Annotated in this window: 18 protein-coding genes; 7 read left to right on the plus strand and 11 right to left on the minus strand. The window is 41.3% G+C overall.

Annotated features, from left to right (window positions below):
• Positions 1–819 carry an inositol oxygenase family protein gene (locus BVH02_RS03840; RefSeq protein WP_086499123.1) on the plus strand — a complete coding sequence of 273 codons (819 nt, stop codon included), beginning with the start codon at positions 1–3 and terminating at the stop codon, positions 817–819.
• A gap of 545 nt (positions 820–1,364) precedes the next feature.
• The gene (locus tag BVH02_RS03845) at positions 1,365–2,507 is read left to right on the plus strand and encodes an acyl-CoA dehydrogenase family protein (RefSeq protein ID WP_086499873.1); all 1,143 of its coding nucleotides are present in this window, start codon (positions 1,365–1,367) and stop codon (positions 2,505–2,507) included.
• A 190-nt stretch (positions 2,508–2,697) separates the two neighbouring features.
• On the opposite strand, the gene BVH02_RS03850 is transcribed toward BVH02_RS03845, so the two are convergent.
• From BVH02_RS03850 to BVH02_RS03870, 5 genes are all read right to left on the minus strand, one after another.
• Entirely contained in the window at positions 2,698–3,432 is a 735-nt protein-coding gene (locus BVH02_RS03850) for an MIP/aquaporin family protein (RefSeq protein ID WP_086499125.1), read from the minus strand.
• The gene (gene glpK / locus BVH02_RS03855; protein WP_086499127.1) at positions 3,429–4,931 is read right to left on the minus strand and encodes a glycerol kinase GlpK; all 1,503 of its coding nucleotides are present in this window, start codon (positions 4,929–4,931) and stop codon (positions 3,429–3,431) included. Before glpK ends, BVH02_RS03850 begins: the two co-directional genes overlap by 4 nt.
• Before the next feature lie 7 nt (positions 4,932–4,938).
• Positions 4,939–6,504: a glycerol-3-phosphate dehydrogenase/oxidase gene (locus BVH02_RS03860; RefSeq protein WP_086499128.1), complete on the minus strand. Its 1,566-nt coding sequence runs from the start codon at positions 6,502–6,504 to the stop codon at positions 4,939–4,941.
• Between the two features lie 85 nt (positions 6,505–6,589).
• Positions 6,590–7,087: a SixA phosphatase family protein gene (locus BVH02_RS03865; protein ID WP_086499130.1), complete on the minus strand. Its 498-nt coding sequence runs from the start codon at positions 7,085–7,087 to the stop codon at positions 6,590–6,592.
• Between the two features lie 186 nt (positions 7,088–7,273).
• Positions 7,274–8,008 (minus strand): RluA family pseudouridine synthase, encoded by a 735-nt coding sequence (locus BVH02_RS03870; protein WP_086499133.1) that lies wholly within the window; start codon positions 8,006–8,008, stop codon positions 7,274–7,276.
• Positions 8,009–8,395: 387 nt separating this feature from the next.
• Between BVH02_RS03870 and BVH02_RS03875 the strand changes: the two genes are divergently transcribed.
• Positions 8,396–8,869, plus strand: a complete 474-nt coding sequence (locus tag BVH02_RS03875) for a copper resistance protein NlpE (RefSeq protein ID WP_086499135.1) — start codon at positions 8,396–8,398, stop codon at positions 8,867–8,869.
• Positions 8,870–8,872: 3 nt separating this feature from the next.
• On the opposite strand, the gene BVH02_RS03880 is transcribed toward BVH02_RS03875, so the two are convergent.
• Positions 8,873–9,805 (minus strand): hydrogen peroxide-inducible genes activator, encoded by a 933-nt coding sequence (locus BVH02_RS03880; RefSeq protein WP_086499137.1) that lies wholly within the window; start codon positions 9,803–9,805, stop codon positions 8,873–8,875.
• Positions 9,806–9,984: 179 nt separating this feature from the next.
• Between BVH02_RS03880 and BVH02_RS03885 the strand changes: the two genes are divergently transcribed.
• From BVH02_RS03885 to BVH02_RS03895, 3 genes are all read left to right on the plus strand, one after another.
• Entirely contained in the window at positions 9,985–11,286 is a 1,302-nt protein-coding gene (locus tag BVH02_RS03885; RefSeq protein ID WP_086499158.1) for a Gfo/Idh/MocA family protein, read from the plus strand.
• Between the two features lie 90 nt (positions 11,287–11,376).
• The gene (locus tag BVH02_RS03890) at positions 11,377–11,811 is read left to right on the plus strand and encodes a MarR family winged helix-turn-helix transcriptional regulator (protein ID WP_086499162.1); all 435 of its coding nucleotides are present in this window, start codon (positions 11,377–11,379) and stop codon (positions 11,809–11,811) included.
• A 1-nt stretch (position 11,812) separates the two neighbouring features.
• The gene (locus BVH02_RS03895; protein WP_086499165.1) at positions 11,813–12,235 is read left to right on the plus strand and encodes an organic hydroperoxide resistance protein; all 423 of its coding nucleotides are present in this window, start codon (positions 11,813–11,815) and stop codon (positions 12,233–12,235) included.
• A 45-nt stretch (positions 12,236–12,280) separates the two neighbouring features.
• Here BVH02_RS03895 and BVH02_RS03900 read toward each other — a convergent pair whose 3' ends face one another.
• The 3 genes from BVH02_RS03900 to BVH02_RS03910 form a co-directional block, all read right to left on the minus strand.
• On the minus strand, positions 12,281–12,919 hold the full coding sequence (locus BVH02_RS03900) for an energy transducer TonB (protein WP_086499168.1): 639 nt from the start codon (positions 12,917–12,919) through the stop codon (positions 12,281–12,283).
• 75 nt (positions 12,920–12,994) lie between these two features.
• Positions 12,995–13,972, minus strand: coding sequence for an NADPH:quinone oxidoreductase family protein (locus BVH02_RS03905; RefSeq protein ID WP_086499170.1), 978 nt, complete (start codon positions 13,970–13,972; stop codon positions 12,995–12,997).
• 223 nt (positions 13,973–14,195) lie between these two features.
• On the minus strand, positions 14,196–15,017 hold the full coding sequence (locus BVH02_RS03910) for a purine-nucleoside phosphorylase (protein WP_086499174.1): 822 nt from the start codon (positions 15,015–15,017) through the stop codon (positions 14,196–14,198).
• Positions 15,018–15,111: 94 nt separating this feature from the next.
• On the opposite strand from BVH02_RS03910, the gene BVH02_RS03915 reads away from it, so the two are divergent.
• A complete protein-coding gene (locus BVH02_RS03915; protein ID WP_086499177.1) occupies positions 15,112–15,636 on the plus strand; it encodes an NADPH-dependent FMN reductase in 525 nt (174 codons plus the stop codon).
• A gap of 3 nt (positions 15,637–15,639) precedes the next feature.
• On the opposite strand, the gene ftsZ is transcribed toward BVH02_RS03915, so the two are convergent.
• Both ftsZ and ftsA read right to left on the minus strand, forming a co-directional pair.
• Positions 15,640–17,325, minus strand: coding sequence for a cell division protein FtsZ (ftsZ, locus tag BVH02_RS03920; protein ID WP_086499875.1), 1,686 nt, complete (start codon positions 17,323–17,325; stop codon positions 15,640–15,642).
• Between the two features lie 109 nt (positions 17,326–17,434).
• Complete coding sequence (gene ftsA / locus BVH02_RS03925; RefSeq protein ID WP_086499877.1) at positions 17,435–18,745, minus strand: cell division protein FtsA; 1,311 nt, start codon at positions 18,743–18,745, stop codon at positions 17,435–17,437.
• Positions 18,746–18,751: the final 6 nt, after the last annotated feature.

The raw sequence follows: 18,751 nt of genomic DNA on the forward strand, positions 1-18,751 counted from the left end.
ATGGAGACTACAGAAAAGGAATTCAGGAATTATACTCACGTCGATATCAAAGCCGCGGTACGTGAGCATTACAAGAAAATGCGCATGTATCAGACCTATGACTACGTGCAAAAAATGAAGGCTAAATATCTCACGTTTGACAAACCTATGAGTCTTTGGGATGCAATGGAAAAGCTGAACACTCTGATTGACGTAAGTGATCCAGATCTCGATTTGCCAAATATTCAGCATTTGATCCAGTCAGCTGAGGCTTTACGAGCAGACAATCGTCCTGACTGGATGCAATTGGTAGGTTTGATCCATGACCTGGGAAAAGTGATGTATTTATTCGGATCGGATGAAGATGGCACAAGCCAAGCGGAGCAGTGGGGACTGGTAGGCGATGTTTTTGTTGTTGGGGCAAAATTGCCTGATACCTGCGTTTATTCTGAGTTCAATGAGCTCAGTCCAGACATGAAAGATCCTCGCTACAATACAGAATTAGGAATTTATGAAAGCGGCTGCGGTTTGGACAACTTGCAACTTGCCTGGGGACACGATGAGTATTTTTATCAGGTATTGAAAAACCATCCTACAAACACGATCCCTGAAGCTGGAATGGCGATGGTTCGCTATCATTCTTTTTATCCATGGCACAATGGCGGAAGCTACTCACAGTTTGAGGGGCCAAAAGACGCACAATACAAGGAGTGGATTTTGGATTTTAATAAGTATGATCTTTACACTAAGTCTCCTAAAATCTATGATCTGGAAGATATGAAGGCATATTATTTACCGATTGCAGAGAAGTACCTGGGCAAGGGACCGATTAATTGGTAAAATAAATCAGTAAAACTTTGTGTATGTATAAGCTGTAATCAATCTAAGGATTGTTACAGCTTATTTTTTTTCTGTAACAACGTCGATAGATTCCACTTGAAGTTTGATTTGGCGAGCTGTTCTTGTGCTTTTAAAAGTATTAGTTAATACAGCAATTGGGCTGTCCCCTTACTTTTGCTTTAGGCCACGTCAGTCCTAGCATTCTGCACAGCTATTGGGATCGTAGTCCTCTTCCGTTTCTGTATTTAGAGATTCTTATCTGAGTGCATTAAAAGAAGACAGAAACTCCCATGAATCAGAATTACTAATGCATAAACAATTGATTTATTGGAAAATATATCAAAAAACCTTTACGGCATAAGAAGCAATAATAAGTGGGCAAAGATAAAAAGGAAGATATAATCCAAAGATTTTTGACCAAAATTCTTATTTATAAGAGTGATAATGAGTCAAAATAAAAATATACTATTGAAATATTGAATTTGTTGAATTCAAACTATTTCTGAATCTTAGAGCTTATATAGAAAATGAACCCAAATAATTATATGCTAAACTTCACCCAAAATGAAAATCAACGAATGATCGCTCAGATGATTCGTGATTTTGGAGCCAAAGAGATCACTCCTTTCCGCAAAGACTGGGATGACAGATCTCATTTCCCAATTGACGTATTCAAAAAACTTGGGGAACTAGGTTTGATGGGCGTATTGATCCCTACCGAATACGGAGGCTCAGGTTTTGGCTACTTTGAATATGTCACCGCGATTGTTGAGCTTTCCAAACTCGACCCTTCAGTTGGCCTTTCAATGGCTGCACACAATTCCCTATGCTGTGGACACATCATGATGTTTGGCAACGAGGAGCAGAAAAAGAAGTATTTACCCAAACTCGCTACCTGCGAATGGCTTGGCGCTTGGGGTCTGACAGAGCCAAATACGGGATCAGATGCCGGCAATATGCAGACAGTTGCTAAGAAAGAAGGCAATAATTGGATCATCAACGGAGCAAAGAATTTTATCACGCACGGTGCTTCAGGAGATGTGGCTGTTGTGATTGCGAGAACGGGAGAAATCGGCGATTCGCATGGAATGACCGCTTTTATTGTTGAGCGTGGTACGCCTGGTTTTAAAGGAGGAAGAAAAGAGGATAAGTTGGGCATGCGCGCCTCTGAAACTGCTGAGATGCTTTTCGATGATTGTATTATTCATGAAAGTCAAGTACTAGGCGAAGTAGGCAACGGTTTTATCCAATCCATGAAAATCTTGGATGGCGGTAGAATTTCTATTGCTGCATTGGGACAGGGTATTGCAGAAGGAGCACTAGAAGCATCCATTCAATACTCAAAAGAACGTCATCAATTCAACAAGCCAATCAGTTCTTTCCAGGGAATCTCTTTCAAACTGGCCGATATGGCCACTCAAGTAGAAGCATCGAGTCTGTTGATTTTTAAGGCTGCAGATTTAAAGAACCGGGGTGAAAAAGTAACATTGGCTGGAGCTCAAGCCAAATATTTCTCATCCGAAGTTGCTGTGTCAGTATCGAATGATGCCGTTCAGATTTTTGGGGGTTATGGATTTACGAAGGATTATCCTGTGGAAAAATTCTATCGTGATTCTAAGCTATGTACAATTGGCGAAGGAACTTCAGAGATTCAGAAATTGGTGATCTCTCGAGAGATTTTGAAATAATAAGCTGTTCTAAACTAGTTAAAAATATAAAAGCCTGAAATCTTTACAGATTTCAGGCTTTTTGGTGTTGGTGAATATTCGGTGATTGTAATCACAAAACCTACCATAACATCGCTATTTAAAAGATCTATTTTTTATGAGAAGCTAGTTTTTAGTACACGGTTTTGGAGTTTTTACATTCTTAAGTTCCTTAAGAACCCGCCACCATAAATAAGCCTGCCGCTAAAGCCGCACCCACGCAAGGGCCTAAAATCGGCACCCAAGCATAACCCCAGTCTGAACTTCCTTTACCCTTAATTGGTAAAATAGCATGCATCAACCGTGGCCCAAAATCACGAGCAGGATTGATAGCATAGCCTGTAGTACCTCCTAAAGAAAGTCCAATTACCCAAACCAAAAACGCAACTGGAATAGCACCTAAAGAGCCCATACCAATGGGTGTTTTGGTAGTATCTCCAATTTCAACACCGTCGTTGTAAAGAATTACTATGATCAAGACGAACGTACCGACTACTTCCGAGAAGAAATTTAGCGGAAGGTTTCTTATCGCAGGTGAAGTGCCAAAAGGTGCAGCTTTTATACCAGCATCATCTGATGCCTCGTAGTGATCTTTATAAAATAGCCATGCTATTCCTACGCCTATCATGGCACCCAAAACCTGAGCGATGATATAACCAGGAGCTAATGCCCACTCAAATTGTCCGGTGAGAGCTAAGCCAACAGTCACCGCTGGATTCAGATGGGCTCCACTATATGGACCGGCTACGACTACACCCACAAAAACTGCCAAAGCCCAAGCTGTACTAATCTCCATGATTCCGCCCCCATTGCCTTTCGTCTTTGGCAAAAGCATATTGGCTACTACGCCGGACCCTAACAATATCAATAAGCCAGTTCCGATTAATTCTGCAAGGAATACGTTCATAGTTCTACCCAGTTTTTAGAGCGCTCAACAGCTTTGTGCCAAAAATGTATCAATTTTTTCTGTTCTTCTTTTGCCATATGTGGGACAAAGCTTTTGTCAGCATTCCATAGCGCATTTATCTCTTCCTGATCCTTCCAAAAGCCAACTGCAAGTCCAGCTAAAAATGCTGCACCAATAGCGGTAGTTTCAATTATCTCAGGTCGCTTGATTTCGCAGTCCAGCAAATCTGCCTGAAACTGCATCAGGAAACTGTTGGCAGTTGCTCCACCGTCCACACGAAGCTCTTGAGTCGGTTTGCCGCTGTCTTTCTCCATAGCTTTCAGCACATCGTAAACCTGATAGGCAATAGCTTCCAAAGCCGCTCTAGCCATATGAGCTTTAGTCGTACCTCGGGTGATTCCGAAAAAAGCTCCTCGAGCATCTTGATCCCAATGTGGCGCACCCAATCCAGATAGTGCGGGCACAAAATATACTCCGTCGTTATTGTCTAAGCTGTCGGCTAAGCGTTCACTTTCTCTGGCATGTTTGAATAGTTCTAATCCATCTCTCAGCCATTGAATTGCTGCACCTCCAATGAATACAGAACCTTCTAAGGCATAGTTGATCTCATCTCCTATCTTCCAGGCAATCGTAGTAAGCAATTGATTTTCGGATCGTACAGCTTCTTTTCCGGTATTCATTACTAAAAAACAGCCTGTACCATAAGTCGTCTTAGCCATTCCAGGCTTGGTGCATAGCTGTCCAAATAAAGCGGCCTGTTGATCTCCAGCAATTCCAGCAATTGGAATTTTCACACTGAGGACATCTCCTGCTGTCTCACAATAAACCTCAGAGCATGATTTCACTTCTGGCAACATAGAAGCTGGAATCTCAAATAGATCCAACAATTCCTGATCCCATTCTAGCGAGTGAATATTGAAAAGCATGGTTCGGCTAGCGTTCGTCACATCCGTGATGTGTGTTTTGCCTGAAGTAAGGTTCCATATCAGCCAAGAATCCACCGTCCCGAAGGCTAGTTCGCCTGCATCAGATTTTGCTCTTGCACCCTTTACATTATCTAGGATCCATTTGATTTTGGTAGCAGAAAAATAAGCATCGATTACCAATCCTGTCTTCGAGACAACCATTTCAGCGTGCCCTTTCTCTTTCAATTCATTGCAGTAACTGGCCGTTCGGCGATCCTGCCAAACGATAGCATTATAGATTGCTTTACCAGTTTTCCTGTCCCAAACTATTGTCGTTTCCCGCTGATTGGTAATCCCTATTGCAGACACCTGATTTGCTTTGATTTTTTTATTTACTAAGGACTCTATCATCACGGAGGATTGAGAAGTCCAGATTTCATCGGGATCATGCTCCACCCATCCTGCTTTGGGAAAATGCTGCTTGAAATCCTTCTGGGCAATGGAAATTATCTTGCCTTTTTTGTCAAAAAGAATAGCTCTAGAACTGGTCGTACCCTGATCTAAAGCCATTATGTATTGTTTATTCTGGGTCATTGTTGGGTTATTTTTTAATCAAATATTTCGAAGCGGTTTTGTTAAAGTCAGCCAATTCGGATGCTATCCATGTTTCATCATGCTTCATTTCCTCGGCCATCAACTTAGCGACTGTGGGTGCAGCATCTATGGCAGCTTGGGCGTCAAGAAAAAGCATTCGAATTCGTCTTGCAAGCACATCTTCTATGGTCATAGCCATTTCCTCTCTCACAGCCCAGATGACCTCGGCTGCTATATTCGGAAAGTCAGGGTGTAGTTTTGCCTCCCAGGATTTATTCTCCTTAGTTAGCTCTTGGATAGGTTTGGCATCAAAACCATAAATCCCCCAATGTCCTTCAGGCACCCGGGAAGTAGCACCGTGAATTTTCATGTCCAGTGACTTGCTATCTCTCAGCTTTTCACCAGTGACTTTGGTGAAATACTCCACCGTATCTTCTCCCATTTTTCGGAACGTAGTCCACTTGCCACCTGTCAAAGTAACTAATCCAGATTCTGACAAGATCACTTTGTGGGAACGAGAAATCTCTTTGGTTTTTGTACTGCCCTCTTTAGGTCTGGCAAGTGGTCTTAGTCCGGCAAAAACTGATCTCACATCTTCTCTGGTGGGTTTTCGAGCTAAATATCCTGCCGCTGTCTCCAGTACAAAATCTATTTCTTTCTGAAGTGCCTCTGGTTCTAATTTTGGTTTTTCACGAAGTGTGTCGGTAGTACCAACTACCAGTTTCCCATGCCATGGAACTGCAAAAAGCACTCTTCCATCTCTTGTTTTAGGAATCATCAGAGCGTCTTTTCCTCCCAAAAAATCAAGATCCAACACCAAATGAATTCCTTGACTTGGCTGTATCATTCTGGGCGCTGTTGGATCATCCATTTGCAAAATTTTATCCGCAAAAACACCCGTTGCATTCACCACCATTTTGGCGTTTATTTTATATTTCTTTTTGGATAACTTATCTGAAACATGCAGTCCAGTGATTTTACCAGCTTCATCTTTTACCAGGCTATTTACACTAACATAATTCAACACACAGGTACCTGCTTCATCTGCTGACTGGGCGAGATTCAAAGCTAGTCTAGCATCATCAAACTGCCCGTCATGATAGACTACGCCGCCATAAAGCCCTTTGGATTTCAGACCGGGAATTCGTTTGAGCGTTTCTTCTTTGGAGATAAATTCGGATTTACCCAAGCTTAATCGACCGGCCATCCAGTCGTACATTTTCAGTCCCACGCTGTACATCAGCCGATCTTTCCATGTGAAAATTGGAATGATAAAAGGCTGATCATGCGCTAGATGAGGTGCATTTTTCAATAATTTTCCGCGCTCCTTTAGAGCTTCAAACACCAATCCTACATCACCCTGAGCGAGGTATCGAACCCCTCCATGGAGAAGCTTGGTGCTGCGACTGGAGGTGCCTTTGGCAAAATCTGCCTTATCAAAAAGAACAACTGATAAGCCTCTGGATATCGCATCTAAAGCTACTCCGAGACCTGAGGATCCGCCACCGATGACGGCGATATCCCATATTTTAATTTTGTCTTGTAATTGGTCGAGATTTTCTTGGCGATTCATAGTAGTTAAAATACCGTTTTAAGGTAGGGAAAAAATTGGGAAAGAGAAGGCTGAATTGGAGAAAGGGCTTGCGAAACTTGGTTGATCAATAATCCTTATACGTTTTGGTCACTACAGTCGAAGTTCCATTTTTCTCTACTTTAACCACATAGATGTAATTGTATTCTGAATCATCCAGATCCTCATACTTCTTTCCGTCACCAACAAAATAATTGGCTATCTGCCCGACAGTATTGCTATGCCCAACTACTAAAACATTTCCCTCCACACTTCTTATTTTCTTTACAAGTGCATCGTGATTTTTGGCATCGTATGTTTCAACCTGAACTCCAGCCTCACTGGCAGTTTGAGCCACAGTTAATTTGGTTCTGTTATAATCCGTACTGTAAATATGCTTTATATCCTTGCCTGATAAGATCTGTGAAAGCTTCACCGCTCGGGCATTTCCCGCTACAGAAAGCAATGGATCATCTCCAGTTAGCTGTTTCTCGGCATGGCGAACGATATAAATGGTTTTAGGTTCTTGCTTAGAGGAGCAGGCAGCAAATAATGTTGCAAATAATAGAACTAGAAAATATTTCATACCCAAAAGTTAATCAATTCTGTAAACGATTTGATGCTAGACACAAAAAGCTAAAAGCTCTAAACTTGATGTTTTATATTGTCAAGTTAAAATCTCTATGCATTCTCCGAGAAATCCTCCGCAAACTTTGCGGTAAATCCCCATAAAAAAACCTTTGAGATTTTTGAAATCTCAAAGGTTAAATATTTATCCGCTAAACGAATTATCCAAGTGTTGGTCTTTCGTCTTGATGCTTTCGTATTCAAGAAACTGCTCCCAGAATTCTTCTTCTGGCACAGCGGCTCGTAAGTATAGCTTCTCTTTTTTGATCGGGTGTATAAATACCAAATTGAAAGCATGAAGATTAATGCTCGCATCTGGATTTGGCTTTGCAAAGCCATACTTGATATCTCCGCGGATCGGGCAACCCATAGACGCGAGTTGAACGCGGATCTGATGCGGACGGCCAGATGTAGGACGTACTTCCAGCAACCAGTGATCATTCATGAATCCAAGCGTCTTATAATTCAATTCTGCTTTTTGCGAACCTGGCACCTCTCTATCATGAGCAGTGACCACATTTTTCTGCTCGTCTTTCACCAAGTAGTGTGTCAATTTACCCGTTTCATCCTTCGGCTTTCTTTTCACCAAAGCCCAGTAAACTTTATGAATTTCTCGCTTGCGGAAAAGCTCCATCATGCGTTCCAAACCTTTGGAAGTACGTGCAAAAGCGACTAAACCACTTACAGGACGATCTAATCGGTGAATTGGGTGCAGAAAAACTGCTCCAGGCTTATCGTATTTTTTGGAGATATAGTCTTTCAGGTAATCCGTCAAAGTTTTATCCCCCGTCTTGTCTCCCTGCACGAGTAAACCGGCAGCTTTATTTACTATCAACAGGTGGTTGTCCTCATAGACAACCGTGAATGGCTTCTTTTTCATGTGTTTATAATTTGTCTCTCAAAGGCCACATGGAATCTCGCAGCACATTTAATCCTTTCACTTTGTGACTTTCAGAATATTGCTCGATTTCATACTCTGTGACAAAGGTAAGAATTTCAGAGGAGTTGAATAATTGATTTTTCAAGTGCTTCGAAAAAGAGATGAATTATACCTCTATAAGCTATAAAGGTGATAAGCAGATTGTCAAATTTTATGAAAAGAATGTATCCTCGTTGACATTAGGTAAAGACGGTGTGTCAACTTTCAATTGTACATAGGCTAGCGAAATATATTTTTAGGAATTTTTAAAAAAGCCTTAAAAATCGCTTGAATTGCCACAATCGGTCTAATTCTTGATAATTTTGAGGAATTAGAAATACTACACCTATGAATAAAAACTTCATCATACTTATTCTTTGCGCCTTGTTAGCATTCACTACCGCCTGCTCCAACTCGACTGATAATTCTGAAAATCAAGAGGAAGTCATTACTGAAGTTGAAACGGTTGAGGAGATTCCTCAATATAATGGTGACAATTCAGCTACCTCAGTGGATTGGAACGGGACCTACAAAGGCACCGTGCCCTGCGCAAGTTGCGAAGGGATAGAGACCATACTTACTCTGAATATGGATATGACTTTCAAACTGTCAACTCATTATTTTGGCAGAAATGATGCACTCGAAGAAGATGTGATGGGTAACTTTTCTTGGGATAAAACTGGCTCAATTGTCACATTGGCCAATGTGAAAGACAGACCTAACCAATTTAAAGTTGGTGAAAATAGAATTTGGCTTCTAGACATGGATGGAAAGAGAGTCACTGGAGATCTAGCGGATCATTATATTCTCACCAAGCAATAATTCTTATTTAAACCGGATTACTTTTCCATGCGCCCTGGAGGTCATTTCTTGGGGAATAGAACTAGTAATTTCCTTAAATAATAGTTCTACGAGTTTTTGTTTAAGGAAACTTCGGTTTAAAATTATACTTACTTCACGGGTAGGAGAATCTCCGTCAAAGGGTCTCAACCTAGTTTTTTCTTCTTCCGAAAGTTCTAGTGTCGCCAATTCTGGCAATAGTGTCACGCCTTTATATCTGTTCACCATGTTTTTCAAGCCTTCTAAGGAGCCGCTTTCATAGTGAAAATTTGTCGGTCCACTCTGAGTTTGGTCACATAGGTTAATCACCTGATCCCGAAAGCAATGTCCTTGCTGTAGCACCCAAAAATCTTCTTTCTGCACTTTCTCAGGGTGAAAAACAGCTTCCTTTAACAAGGGATGATCTTTTGATAAATAGGCATAAAATTTCTCATAGAACATGGGTTTCTCTACAATTCCTGATTCAAGCAAAGGAGTTACTACGATCCCCAGATCCAACTCATCGTTTTTGAGCTTTTTCACCACTTCCTCAGTCACCATTTCCTGCACCTGTAACTTTACGTGCGGGTATTTTACTAAAAATTTTCGGATAAAAAGATGCAGTAAATAGGGAGCAAGTGTAGGAATGATTCCCAATTTGATCACACCAGAAATGTCGCCTTTCATATGAGCGATCAATTCGAAAATACCTTTACTTTCTGAAACCACCTTTTTAGCCTGATCGATAACCTGCCTTCCCATTTCAGTGGGAATTACTGGCATTTTACTCCGATCAAACAGAATCACTCCTAAATCTCTTTCCAACTTACTGAGCTGCGCACTAAGAGTTGGTTGTGTTACGAAGCAGCTTTCTGCTGCCTGGCCGAAGTGTCGGTGCTTATCGACGGCAATAAGATATTCGAGTTGTTGAATTGTCATAGGTAAAGGCTTCTATGGATCAAAAGCAGAGAATTTACAAAAAAGTTTCGCACAAAAAATATGATTACGACCCTATAAGACCGGATGGCTGTTAAGATATTTTTCCATAGTTTAGAAACCCCATACTTTATTTCAAAAAAATCAAATTAACACAAGTATTAACCTCAAATTTAAATCTTATGAGCAAATCATATTTTTCAAGAAGGAAGTTTCTAAGTGCTTCTATTCTTAGTACTGTAGGCCTTACCGCTATCCCAAACTTAAGCTTTGGTGGCACTGCTTTAATTGCTGACTCCTCCAAAATTCGACTTGGATTCATCGGAGTAGGCCGGCAAGCTATGGGCCTACTTGGCAATATGATGAAAAATCCACTTGTGGATGTCGTTGCCGCAGCGGATGTCTATGAGATCAAGCTGGAGAGATTTAAAGCTCGTGTGGCTAAGCACTATACTGATGATAATAGAAAAGCCCCTTCGATGAATGTCTATGCTGATTACAAGCAACTATTAGCCAATCCTGAAGTGGATGCTGTGGTAATTGCTTCGCCAGACCACTGGCATGCGATGATGGCTATCGATGCTTGCCATGCGGGCAAAGACATTTATCTGGAGAAGCCCCTCACATTCACCATTCATGAAGGCCAAGAATTAGTTAAAGCTGTTCGCTCCAAGGGCACCGTGCTAGCAGTGGGTAGTATGCAGCGCTCTGGAGCAAATTTTCAACATGCTGCTCGAATGGTTCAAAAAGGAATGCTTGGAGAGATCAAGCAAGTTTTGGTAAGTGTAGGAACTCCTCCTCATCCTAAGCCATATGATTTGCCAAAGCAACCAATTCCGGCTGGATTAGATTGGAAAACCTGGACTGGTCCTCTGCCTGACATACATTATAATGAGGAATTGAATCCTCCAATTACATTGAATCCTGAGCAAAATGAAAAAGTCTGGGGAGCATGGAGATGGTATAAAGAAACTGGCGGTGGATTAATGACTGATTGGGGAGCACATATGATAGATATAGCACAGTGGGGACTCGGAATGGACAGAAATTGCCTTACAGAAGTTATTCCGGCTACTAACTCAAAACCACTGACCTACATTTATGCCAATGGCATAGAAATGCAAATCACATCTTATGATGGAAATAGAGCAGGCGTCAAATTTATAGGTGAAAAAGGATGGATTACAGTCTCCAGAGGACAATACGACACAAGTGTTTCAGCTTGTGAACGAACCTTCGAAAAGGACGAATTTGGGTTTGGAGCGCATCATGTCGACTTTATAGATTCAGTAGTGATGCGTAAAGATCCAATTGTTCCGGTGGAAGTTGGACATAATACCTGCTCGATTTGTACTATTGGAAACATCGCTCATGAGCTAGGAAGACCGTTGAAATGGGATCCAATCACACAAATTTTTAAAGATGATTGGGAAGCAAACACTAAGCTTCACTACGCTTATCAACAGGGGTATTCTCTGGGATAAACACTCATTTGTATGATTAACAAAAGGTAACATTCGATTGGAAGTTAGGCTCTATACAGTTAAGTTGTGTAAAATATTAAACACAGTAACATGTTACCTATCCATCAGTTATCTCTTTCACTTTATTCAAGCTCCAGATTTCTTATTCAGCTCATTCAGAACTCTTTGAATGAGCTGAATTTGACCTACCCACAATTTCTCGTACTCTCCGTCCTATGGGAAGAAGATGGGCTGAAGGTCAATGAAATTGGGAACAGGCTTTACCTTGACTCAGGAACGCTGACTCCTTTATTAAAAAAACTGGAGGCAATGAATTATGTAAAAAGGCAGCGGGGTGAAGCTGACGAAAGAACAGTACATGTGGAGCTTACCTATCCAGGCAAATCTCTTCAGGCAAAAGTTCAAGAAACTATAATTTCCTTAAATGAAAAGTTCTTGAAATCATCAGACTTAAACTTACCTGCGTTAAACCATTCACTCACCAACTTGTTAGGAAGTATTGAAACATTAAAAAAAGCTACTTAACATGGAAAAACTAACTATCGATTACACCGCAACTGCAGTGAATACTGGGGGCAGAAAAGGTCACATAAAAACAGATGACGGCGTACTGGACTTTGATGTGGCGATGCCAAAGGAAATAGGAGGACAAGGAGGAAAAACTAATCCAGAGCAGCTTTTTGCAGCTGGTTATGCAGCATGTTTTGGTGGGGCATTAGGAGCTGTTGCTGGCAAGACTAGCTTACGAGATTCTGAGATCACAGCAAAAGTACATTTGGGTAATTATGGTCCAGGAAGCTTTGGATTGGCAGTGGATATATTTGTAAAAATACCGCATGCTGCGAGTGTAGAAGAAGCTCAAAAACTAGTGGATGCTGCTCATGAAGTATGTCCTTACTCGAAAGCTACGCGTGGTAATATTGAAGTAAATGTAAAAGCCATTTCTTAATACCATCTAAAACTTCAGACTGAGAAAACGCTCCAGTCTGAAGTTTTATCGTACACTTTGGGAGTGTGCTATTTGGACGACAGCTAATACTTCCATGTTGATTTTTTGAGCCATGAGCTCGTCTGCAAGTGCTCCTTCAGTATCTTCCAATTGCCTTTTATAGTTGGCTCTCATCGTATAATAAACCGGATCATAGGGATAATTTTTGATGGCATCATCGTAGGTCTTGACAGCCCTTTCTATCTTCCCTTTATCCTCATACTTTTTTGCCATAGCATGGTAATCTATAGGCAGGGAATTATAAAAAATACTATAACTGAATACGATCAAATATTCCCTAGCTACTGCCTGCCCACTCACCTTGGTAGGCGTCCAGTCTGCTGTCAACTTATCGATAGCCGCTCTAGATGGATTGGCAAGCAAATCTGAAACTCGTTCTTTTGGGGTGACAGATATTAACTTACCATTTTCATCAATATCTACTAAAAATGTGACATACCCTTCGGTTCCATTTGCAGCGGCTTCTTTAGAATAGGTTAAGTCTTGACCCAAAATATTGATTAAATTACCCTTAGGGTAAGTTGCTTTGACAAAATCTGCTTCCTTCTCAGGATTGAAAGGCGTTTGCGCAAAAGAAAGTAAAGTGATTAAAAATGAACAGGAAAATAAGATACTTTTAATCATATATGATAATTAGTTTAAATAGATCTGCGACATAAGGTCTTACGAAAACAATTAAACAATTGTTTAGTTAAAAAATCAAAGGACGCGTACAATCCCCTTAGTCAAATTACCTCTGTCTTCTAAGGATAGAAGCGCATGTTTAGCTTCTCCAAGTTCATACACTGCAGCACTATGACCAGTAATTCTCCCTTCTATAAGCCATTGGTAGAGCTGGTTCATGTTACTTTTATTTTGCTCAGGCTCTACTTCAGAAAAATTCCCCCAAAAGACACCAAGGATAGCGCATCCCTTTAACAAGGGTAGGTTCATCGGGATTTTGGGAATTTCACCATTAGCGAATCCAACGACTAAGTAGCGTCCCTTCCATGCAATTCCTCTCAGTGCTGCTTCAGTATATTTTCCACCTACAGGATCTACTATAACATCAACTCCTTTTCCATTCGTCAGTTCCTTGATTCTATTCTTTAAGTCTTCAGACTCGTAATTGATCGTCTCGTCAGCCCCTTTACTTTTGCAAAGTGCGAGCTTTTCATCGGAGGAGGCCGCAGCAATTACGTTCGCACCCATGATTTTTGCTAGTTCTATAGCAGCCAAACCAATTCCTCCCGCACCTCCAAGCACTAGTACTGTTTCACCTGGCTTCAATTCCGCCCTATCTTTCAAGGCATGGAAAGAAGTGCTATAAGTATAAAGTGAGCTTGCAGCTACTTCAGAAGAAATACCATGAGGAAGCACGAAAACACGATCACTATCCACCGCCACTTTCTCCGCTAAACCGCCCCATCTACAGAGTGCCAAAACTCTATCTCCAACATTGAGAGTATCTACATTTTCTCCCAATTCCACAATTTCCCCAACCACTTCACCGCCTGGTGAATAGGGCAATTCAGGTTTAAACTGATATTTATTTTCAAGGATTAGCAGATCTGGATAACTGACACCACACACTTCTACTGCGATGACTACTTGGCTTTTGCCCGGTTTCGGATCTGGCAGTGTTCCTAAAATCAGATTCTCTGGTGATCCAAATGCTTCACAAATAATTGCTTTCATAATTTTTGGTTTAACCGCAATAGGCACGAAGAAGGCTGAAAAGTCGTGGCAATTTTACACAAAAAAGAGAAATCTTCTGGCAGTATAAAGCAACCCTTTTCACTACATAGGAAAATATTAGCAAAGCATAGATCGACAGAAAAACATTTAATTCTAACTCTTGATCTAAAGTGATTTAGGATCATTGCTAAACCTAGCTTCTGTAAAATCAGGTCAATTACCCTTAGACTATTTGCCTCACAACTTCCTTGATGATCGCAGCCATCACAGGCTCAGCCTTCGCGGCAGCTGCAAGTACATCTGCAATGGAAACTGGCTGAATTCGTCCCTCTATACCTAGGTCAGTGATTGCAGAAACTCCAAAAACTTCTATGCCCATTTGGCGAGCTACGATGACTTCAGGCACCGTACTCATCCCCACAGCGTCCGCACCAATACTCCTAATGTATTTGTATTCTGCTGGTGTCTCTAGGTTTGGCCCTTGCACACCGGCATATACTCCCCTGTGAACGCGGAAGTTATTCGCTTTGGAAAAGCCTAGTGCGATTGCAATCAAATTAGCTGAATAAGCGTCGCTCATATCTGGAAATCTCGGCCCAAATTCCTCATAATGCTTTCCACGAAGTGGGCTCTCAGGAAATAAATCGATCTGATCACGGATCAGCATCACATCTCCTACCTCTTGATCTGGATTCAGGCCTCCACAAGCATTGGAAACTAGTAGCGTTTTCACACCAAGCTTTTTCATCACCCGAACTGGGAAAGTAACTTCCCGCATGGAATAGCCTTCGTAGTAATGAAATCGCCCTCTCATAACCATGACTTTTTTGCCAGATAGTTCTCCGAAAATCAATTTGCCTGAATGACTTTCAACAGTAGAAATAGGGAAATGAGGAATATCCGCGTAGTCAATTTCTTTTTCAACAATGATCTGATCACCCAAATGACCAAGTCCTGTACCGAGAATGATCGCGATTGAGACTTCACTAGTATATTGCGAGCTGATAAAAGAAGCTGCTTCCGAGATTTGATTTAGGTAGTCCATAGAGTGTAATTTGCCAGTCCTAAAGATATAAATTACCTCTTAGCTTAGAACAAATAGACCGGCAAGAATGTCTTCTCCTTAGAAAAAAGAAACAATGATCAAGATAATCGTAGGAACCAATCGCAAGAACTCAGTCTCAAAAACCATAGCTGAATTATATCAAAGGATCTTAAATGAGAAAGGAGTGCAATCTGAAATTCTCGAATTAGAGAATTTACCTAGTGATTTTATTGAAAATGCCTTATATGAAAATAACGGTAAGCATGACTTATATAATGAGTTCCACGATCAATTGGTGGATGGAAAAAAGTTTGTATTCATAGTTCCTGAGTACAACGGTTCTTTCCCGGGAATCCTAAAAACCTTCATCGACGGAATGACCTATCCCAATACTTTTGGGAATAAAAAATGTGCATTGGTGGGTATTTCATCTGGAATAGGCGGGGGTGGCATCGCTATGAGCCACCTTACCGACATCTTCCATTATTTGGGTATGCATGTCCTTGCTCTGAAGCCAAAACTGGCTAAAATAGAGCAAAACATGTCAGATAACCTGCTCACCAACAGGCTGTACATGGACTTGCTGCAAACCCAGGCAGATATGCTGCTTGAATTTTAGGACTTAGTCCACATTATCGTGCAGGAATCTATTATTTCCTAGAATCTCATTCTCGTCGCTCAAGTTGTACTTACTGATACTTGGCTCTGAGCTATGCTGAGGCTCGTTCAACACTACATTTTTACGCTGATAAGCTGGTACTTCCATTTTCTCCTTCAATTCTTCAGGAGTTGGGTTGAAAGCACGGTTACCTTTTAGCTTTTCGAAACGCTCATGGGCTCTCTGAATTGCCTTCTGCTTCATTTGCTCATAGTAATCATTTGCAAAAGCTGGAGTTGCTGGCTCTTCTTTCTTAGGCCCTTCTACCTTCTTGTTCTCTTCTTTTTCTTCTTCTTCTTCGAAAAGGTCGTGAACGATTTTCTCATCTACAGGCTTTGGCGCTTCCGCTTTTCCTTCTTCCTTAGGCATCATGAAGGAGAATAAACTTTCCTTCTTAACAGCTGGCTTAGGAGCTTCAATTGGCTCTTCTTTCTGTGGAGCAATTACTGCTTGACTCACTTGTGGAGCAGGCGCTTGGATAGGAGCTTTTGGCAAATTGAATGTAAAAGTAGATCCATTAGCGATTGACTCTTCTTTAACCTTCTCAGATTTACCGGAATTCAAATTGATCAACGTCTTCTCTTCCTCTACCGCTTCTACTGGAGTGATCGCTGCAGGAGCAGGTGTAGGAATTACTACCGCTTTTGGCGCCTCAATTTTTTTACTTGTTCCCTGAAGTCTGTCCATTTCAAATCCTGTAGCAATTACCGTCACACGGATAGCTTTGCCCAATTCTGGATCAATACCTTGACCAAAAATCACCTCAGCATTATCACCCGCTTTTTCTTGGATGTACTCAGTGATTTCGCTCAATTCGTCCATTGACAATTCCTCGTCCTCACCAGACATGATGGAAAGAAGGATCTTCTCAGCTCCTTTGATATCCACATTGTTCAGCAATGGTGAAGAGATAGCAGCACCAGCTGCACGGATTGCACGTCCTTCGCCTTCCTCAGTGGAAGAGCCCATCACGGCAGCACCAGCGTCTTTCATTACAGTTTTCACATCTTCAAAATCCACGTTGACATCCTGATGAATAGTGATGATCTCAGCGATTGATCTTGCCGCAGTAGATAAAATATCATCCGCTTTGCTGAAAGCAGTTCTAATGGCAAGGTTACCATAGATCTCTCTCAATTTGTCATTTAAAATAACCAGTACCGTATCACAGTTCTCACGAAGCGCTTCAATACCTGCCTGAGCTACATTCATTTTCTTCTTTCCTTCGAACATGAATGGAGCGGTCACAATACCCACAGTAAGGATATTAAGTTCTTTCGCGATTCTTGCTACCACAGGAGCTGCACCAGTTCCGGTACCGCCACCCATTCCAGCTGTGATGAATACCATCTTGGTATTGTCAGCCAACAGTTCACGGATCTCATCCTCTGACTCTATCGCTGCATTTTTTCCTTGCTCAGGATTAGCACCAGCACCTAGACCTTCGGTCAAATTGGCTCCTAGTTGCAATCTAAGTGGAACTGGGCTAGACTTAAGCGCTTGAGCATCGGTATTGACTACCACAAACTCAACGTCTTTAATCCCTAGGCCATACATGTGGTTTACGGCATTAGAACCGCCTCCACCTACGCCGATTACTTTAATAATCGACTTTGGGTTTTTGTGTAAATCAAATCTGTAATCTTTCATGTTATCTGACATATTATGGTTATTGGTGAAATTTCTTTGGTTTTTTTTAGAGGGTTTTTAAATGGGGGAAATTAATAGCAAAGCCAGCAATCTCCCCTAATCATAAGCCCTAGTAGTTAGTATCATCTCCTATATCATCACTAAGAATACCTTTCAGTTTTCCAGCGATTTTATGGAATAAATCTTTTGGACTGATGTCTATATTTTTGTCCTTTTTTAATTGTTTTCCATTTGCCGTGCGTTTTGTGTAGCCTTGATCTCTATCATCAAGTGCTTTGAAACCTGCAAGCACCAAACCTACCGAAGTAGCGTACATTGGACTCTTCACTTCTTCCACCACGGACTTACCCAAATGCTCATTTGGATAGCCAATTCTGGTGTCTAGACCTGTCATGTATTCGAAGAGTTGACTTACAAACTGCAGCTGAGCGCCACCACCAGTCAGGACTATCCCTCCCGCCAGTTTCTTATAATGCCCGCTTTGCATGATCTCATTTTGTACAATCTCTATGATCTCTTCCATTCTTGCCTGAATAATGGAGGCTAGATTTCTGATTGAAATCTCCTTTGGCGCTCTATTTCTCAAGCCAGGAATGGATACGATCTCATTAGGGTTGGCTTCTTCTGTGATGGCTTTGCCAAATTTTGTCTTTAGAAGTTCAGCTTGATTTTGCATCACAAGACAGCCTTCTTTGATGTCTTTGGTAATGATGTTTCCGCCCAAAGGAATTACAGCCGTATGACGAATGATATTTTCGTAGAAAATTGCGATGTCTGTGGTACCGCCTCCTATATCGATCAAGCAAACGCCTGCCTCTTTTTCATCATCACTCAATACAGAAAGTGAACTCGCCAATGGCTCAAGAATTAGTTGCTTGGAAACTAAGTCTGCACGACGTACACATCTGTTAATATTGTTGATAGCGGTAGTCTGAGCTGTAATGATATGGAAATCAGCTTCCAGACGTGTACCAGACATCCCAACAGGATCTTTGATACCACCTTCGTAATCCACAGTATAATCTTGTGGCATCACATGAATAATCGTGTTGCCGGGAGGAATCAGGATGTTTTCCATTTCACTGGAAAGTCTTCTTACATCTTCAATAGTGATCTCATCATCCGACGGCTGACGCATAATACTACCACTTTGAATTTTACTCTGTATATGCTGTCCAGCTATCCCCACTATGACATCTACAATGTCAACATTCGCCATTTCTGAGGCTTCTTCCACCGCTTTTTCTATCGCATGTACAGTCTTATCAATATTGGTAACCATGCCACGATCAACCCCGTCTGAAACGGATTTGCCCATACCAAGCACCTCGAGTTTGCCATACTCATTCTTGCGTCCTATGATGACACAGATTTTGGTTGTCCCAATATCCAGTCCTACTATTAATTCTTTATTATCCATATCCAA

This window comes from Algoriphagus ratkowskyi (genome assembly GCF_002150505.1).
GTDB lineage: Bacteria > Bacteroidota > Bacteroidia > Cytophagales > Cyclobacteriaceae > Algoriphagus > Algoriphagus ratkowskyi.

Bases quoted from the DNA above. Each gene is read 5' to 3' on its own strand.
- BVH02_RS03885 (WP_086499158.1), top strand. From the start codon at position 9,985: ATGAGCAAATCATATTTTTCAAGAAGGAAGTTTCTAAGTGCTTCTATT.
- BVH02_RS03870 (WP_086499133.1), bottom strand. From the start codon at position 8,008: ATGAAAAAGAAGCCATTCACGGTTGTCTATGAGGACAACCACCTGTTG.
- ftsZ (WP_086499875.1), bottom strand. From the start codon at position 17,325: ATGAAAGATTACAGATTTGATTTACACAAAAACCCAAAGTCGATTATT.
- BVH02_RS03840 (WP_086499123.1), top strand. From the start codon at position 1: ATGGAGACTACAGAAAAGGAATTCAGGAATTATACTCACGTCGATATC.
- BVH02_RS03880 (WP_086499137.1), bottom strand. From the start codon at position 9,805: ATGACAATTCAACAACTCGAATATCTTATTGCCGTCGATAAGCACCGA.
- BVH02_RS03875 (WP_086499135.1), top strand. From the start codon at position 8,396: ATGAATAAAAACTTCATCATACTTATTCTTTGCGCCTTGTTAGCATTC.
- BVH02_RS03910 (WP_086499174.1), bottom strand. From the start codon at position 15,017: ATGGACTACCTAAATCAAATCTCGGAAGCAGCTTCTTTTATCAGCTCG.
- BVH02_RS03915 (WP_086499177.1), top strand. From the start codon at position 15,112: ATGATCAAGATAATCGTAGGAACCAATCGCAAGAACTCAGTCTCAAAA.
- BVH02_RS03900 (WP_086499168.1), bottom strand. From the start codon at position 12,919: ATGATTAAAAGTATCTTATTTTCCTGTTCATTTTTAATCACTTTACTT.
- BVH02_RS03860 (WP_086499128.1), bottom strand. From the start codon at position 6,504: ATGAATCGCCAAGAAAATCTCGACCAATTACAAGACAAAATTAAAATA.
- BVH02_RS03890 (WP_086499162.1), top strand. From the start codon at position 11,377: ATGTTACCTATCCATCAGTTATCTCTTTCACTTTATTCAAGCTCCAGA.
- ftsA (WP_086499877.1), bottom strand. From the start codon at position 18,745: ATGGATAATAAAGAATTAATAGTAGGACTGGATATTGGGACAACCAAA.
- BVH02_RS03865 (WP_086499130.1), bottom strand. From the start codon at position 7,087: ATGAAATATTTTCTAGTTCTATTATTTGCAACATTATTTGCTGCCTGC.
- glpK (WP_086499127.1), bottom strand. From the start codon at position 4,931: ATGACCCAGAATAAACAATACATAATGGCTTTAGATCAGGGTACGACC.
- BVH02_RS03905 (WP_086499170.1), bottom strand. From the start codon at position 13,972: ATGAAAGCAATTATTTGTGAAGCATTTGGATCACCAGAGAATCTGATT.
- BVH02_RS03845 (WP_086499873.1), top strand. From the start codon at position 1,365: ATGCTAAACTTCACCCAAAATGAAAATCAACGAATGATCGCTCAGATG.
- BVH02_RS03895 (WP_086499165.1), top strand. From the start codon at position 11,813: ATGGAAAAACTAACTATCGATTACACCGCAACTGCAGTGAATACTGGG.
- BVH02_RS03850 (WP_086499125.1), bottom strand. From the start codon at position 3,432: ATGAACGTATTCCTTGCAGAATTAATCGGAACTGGCTTATTGATATTG.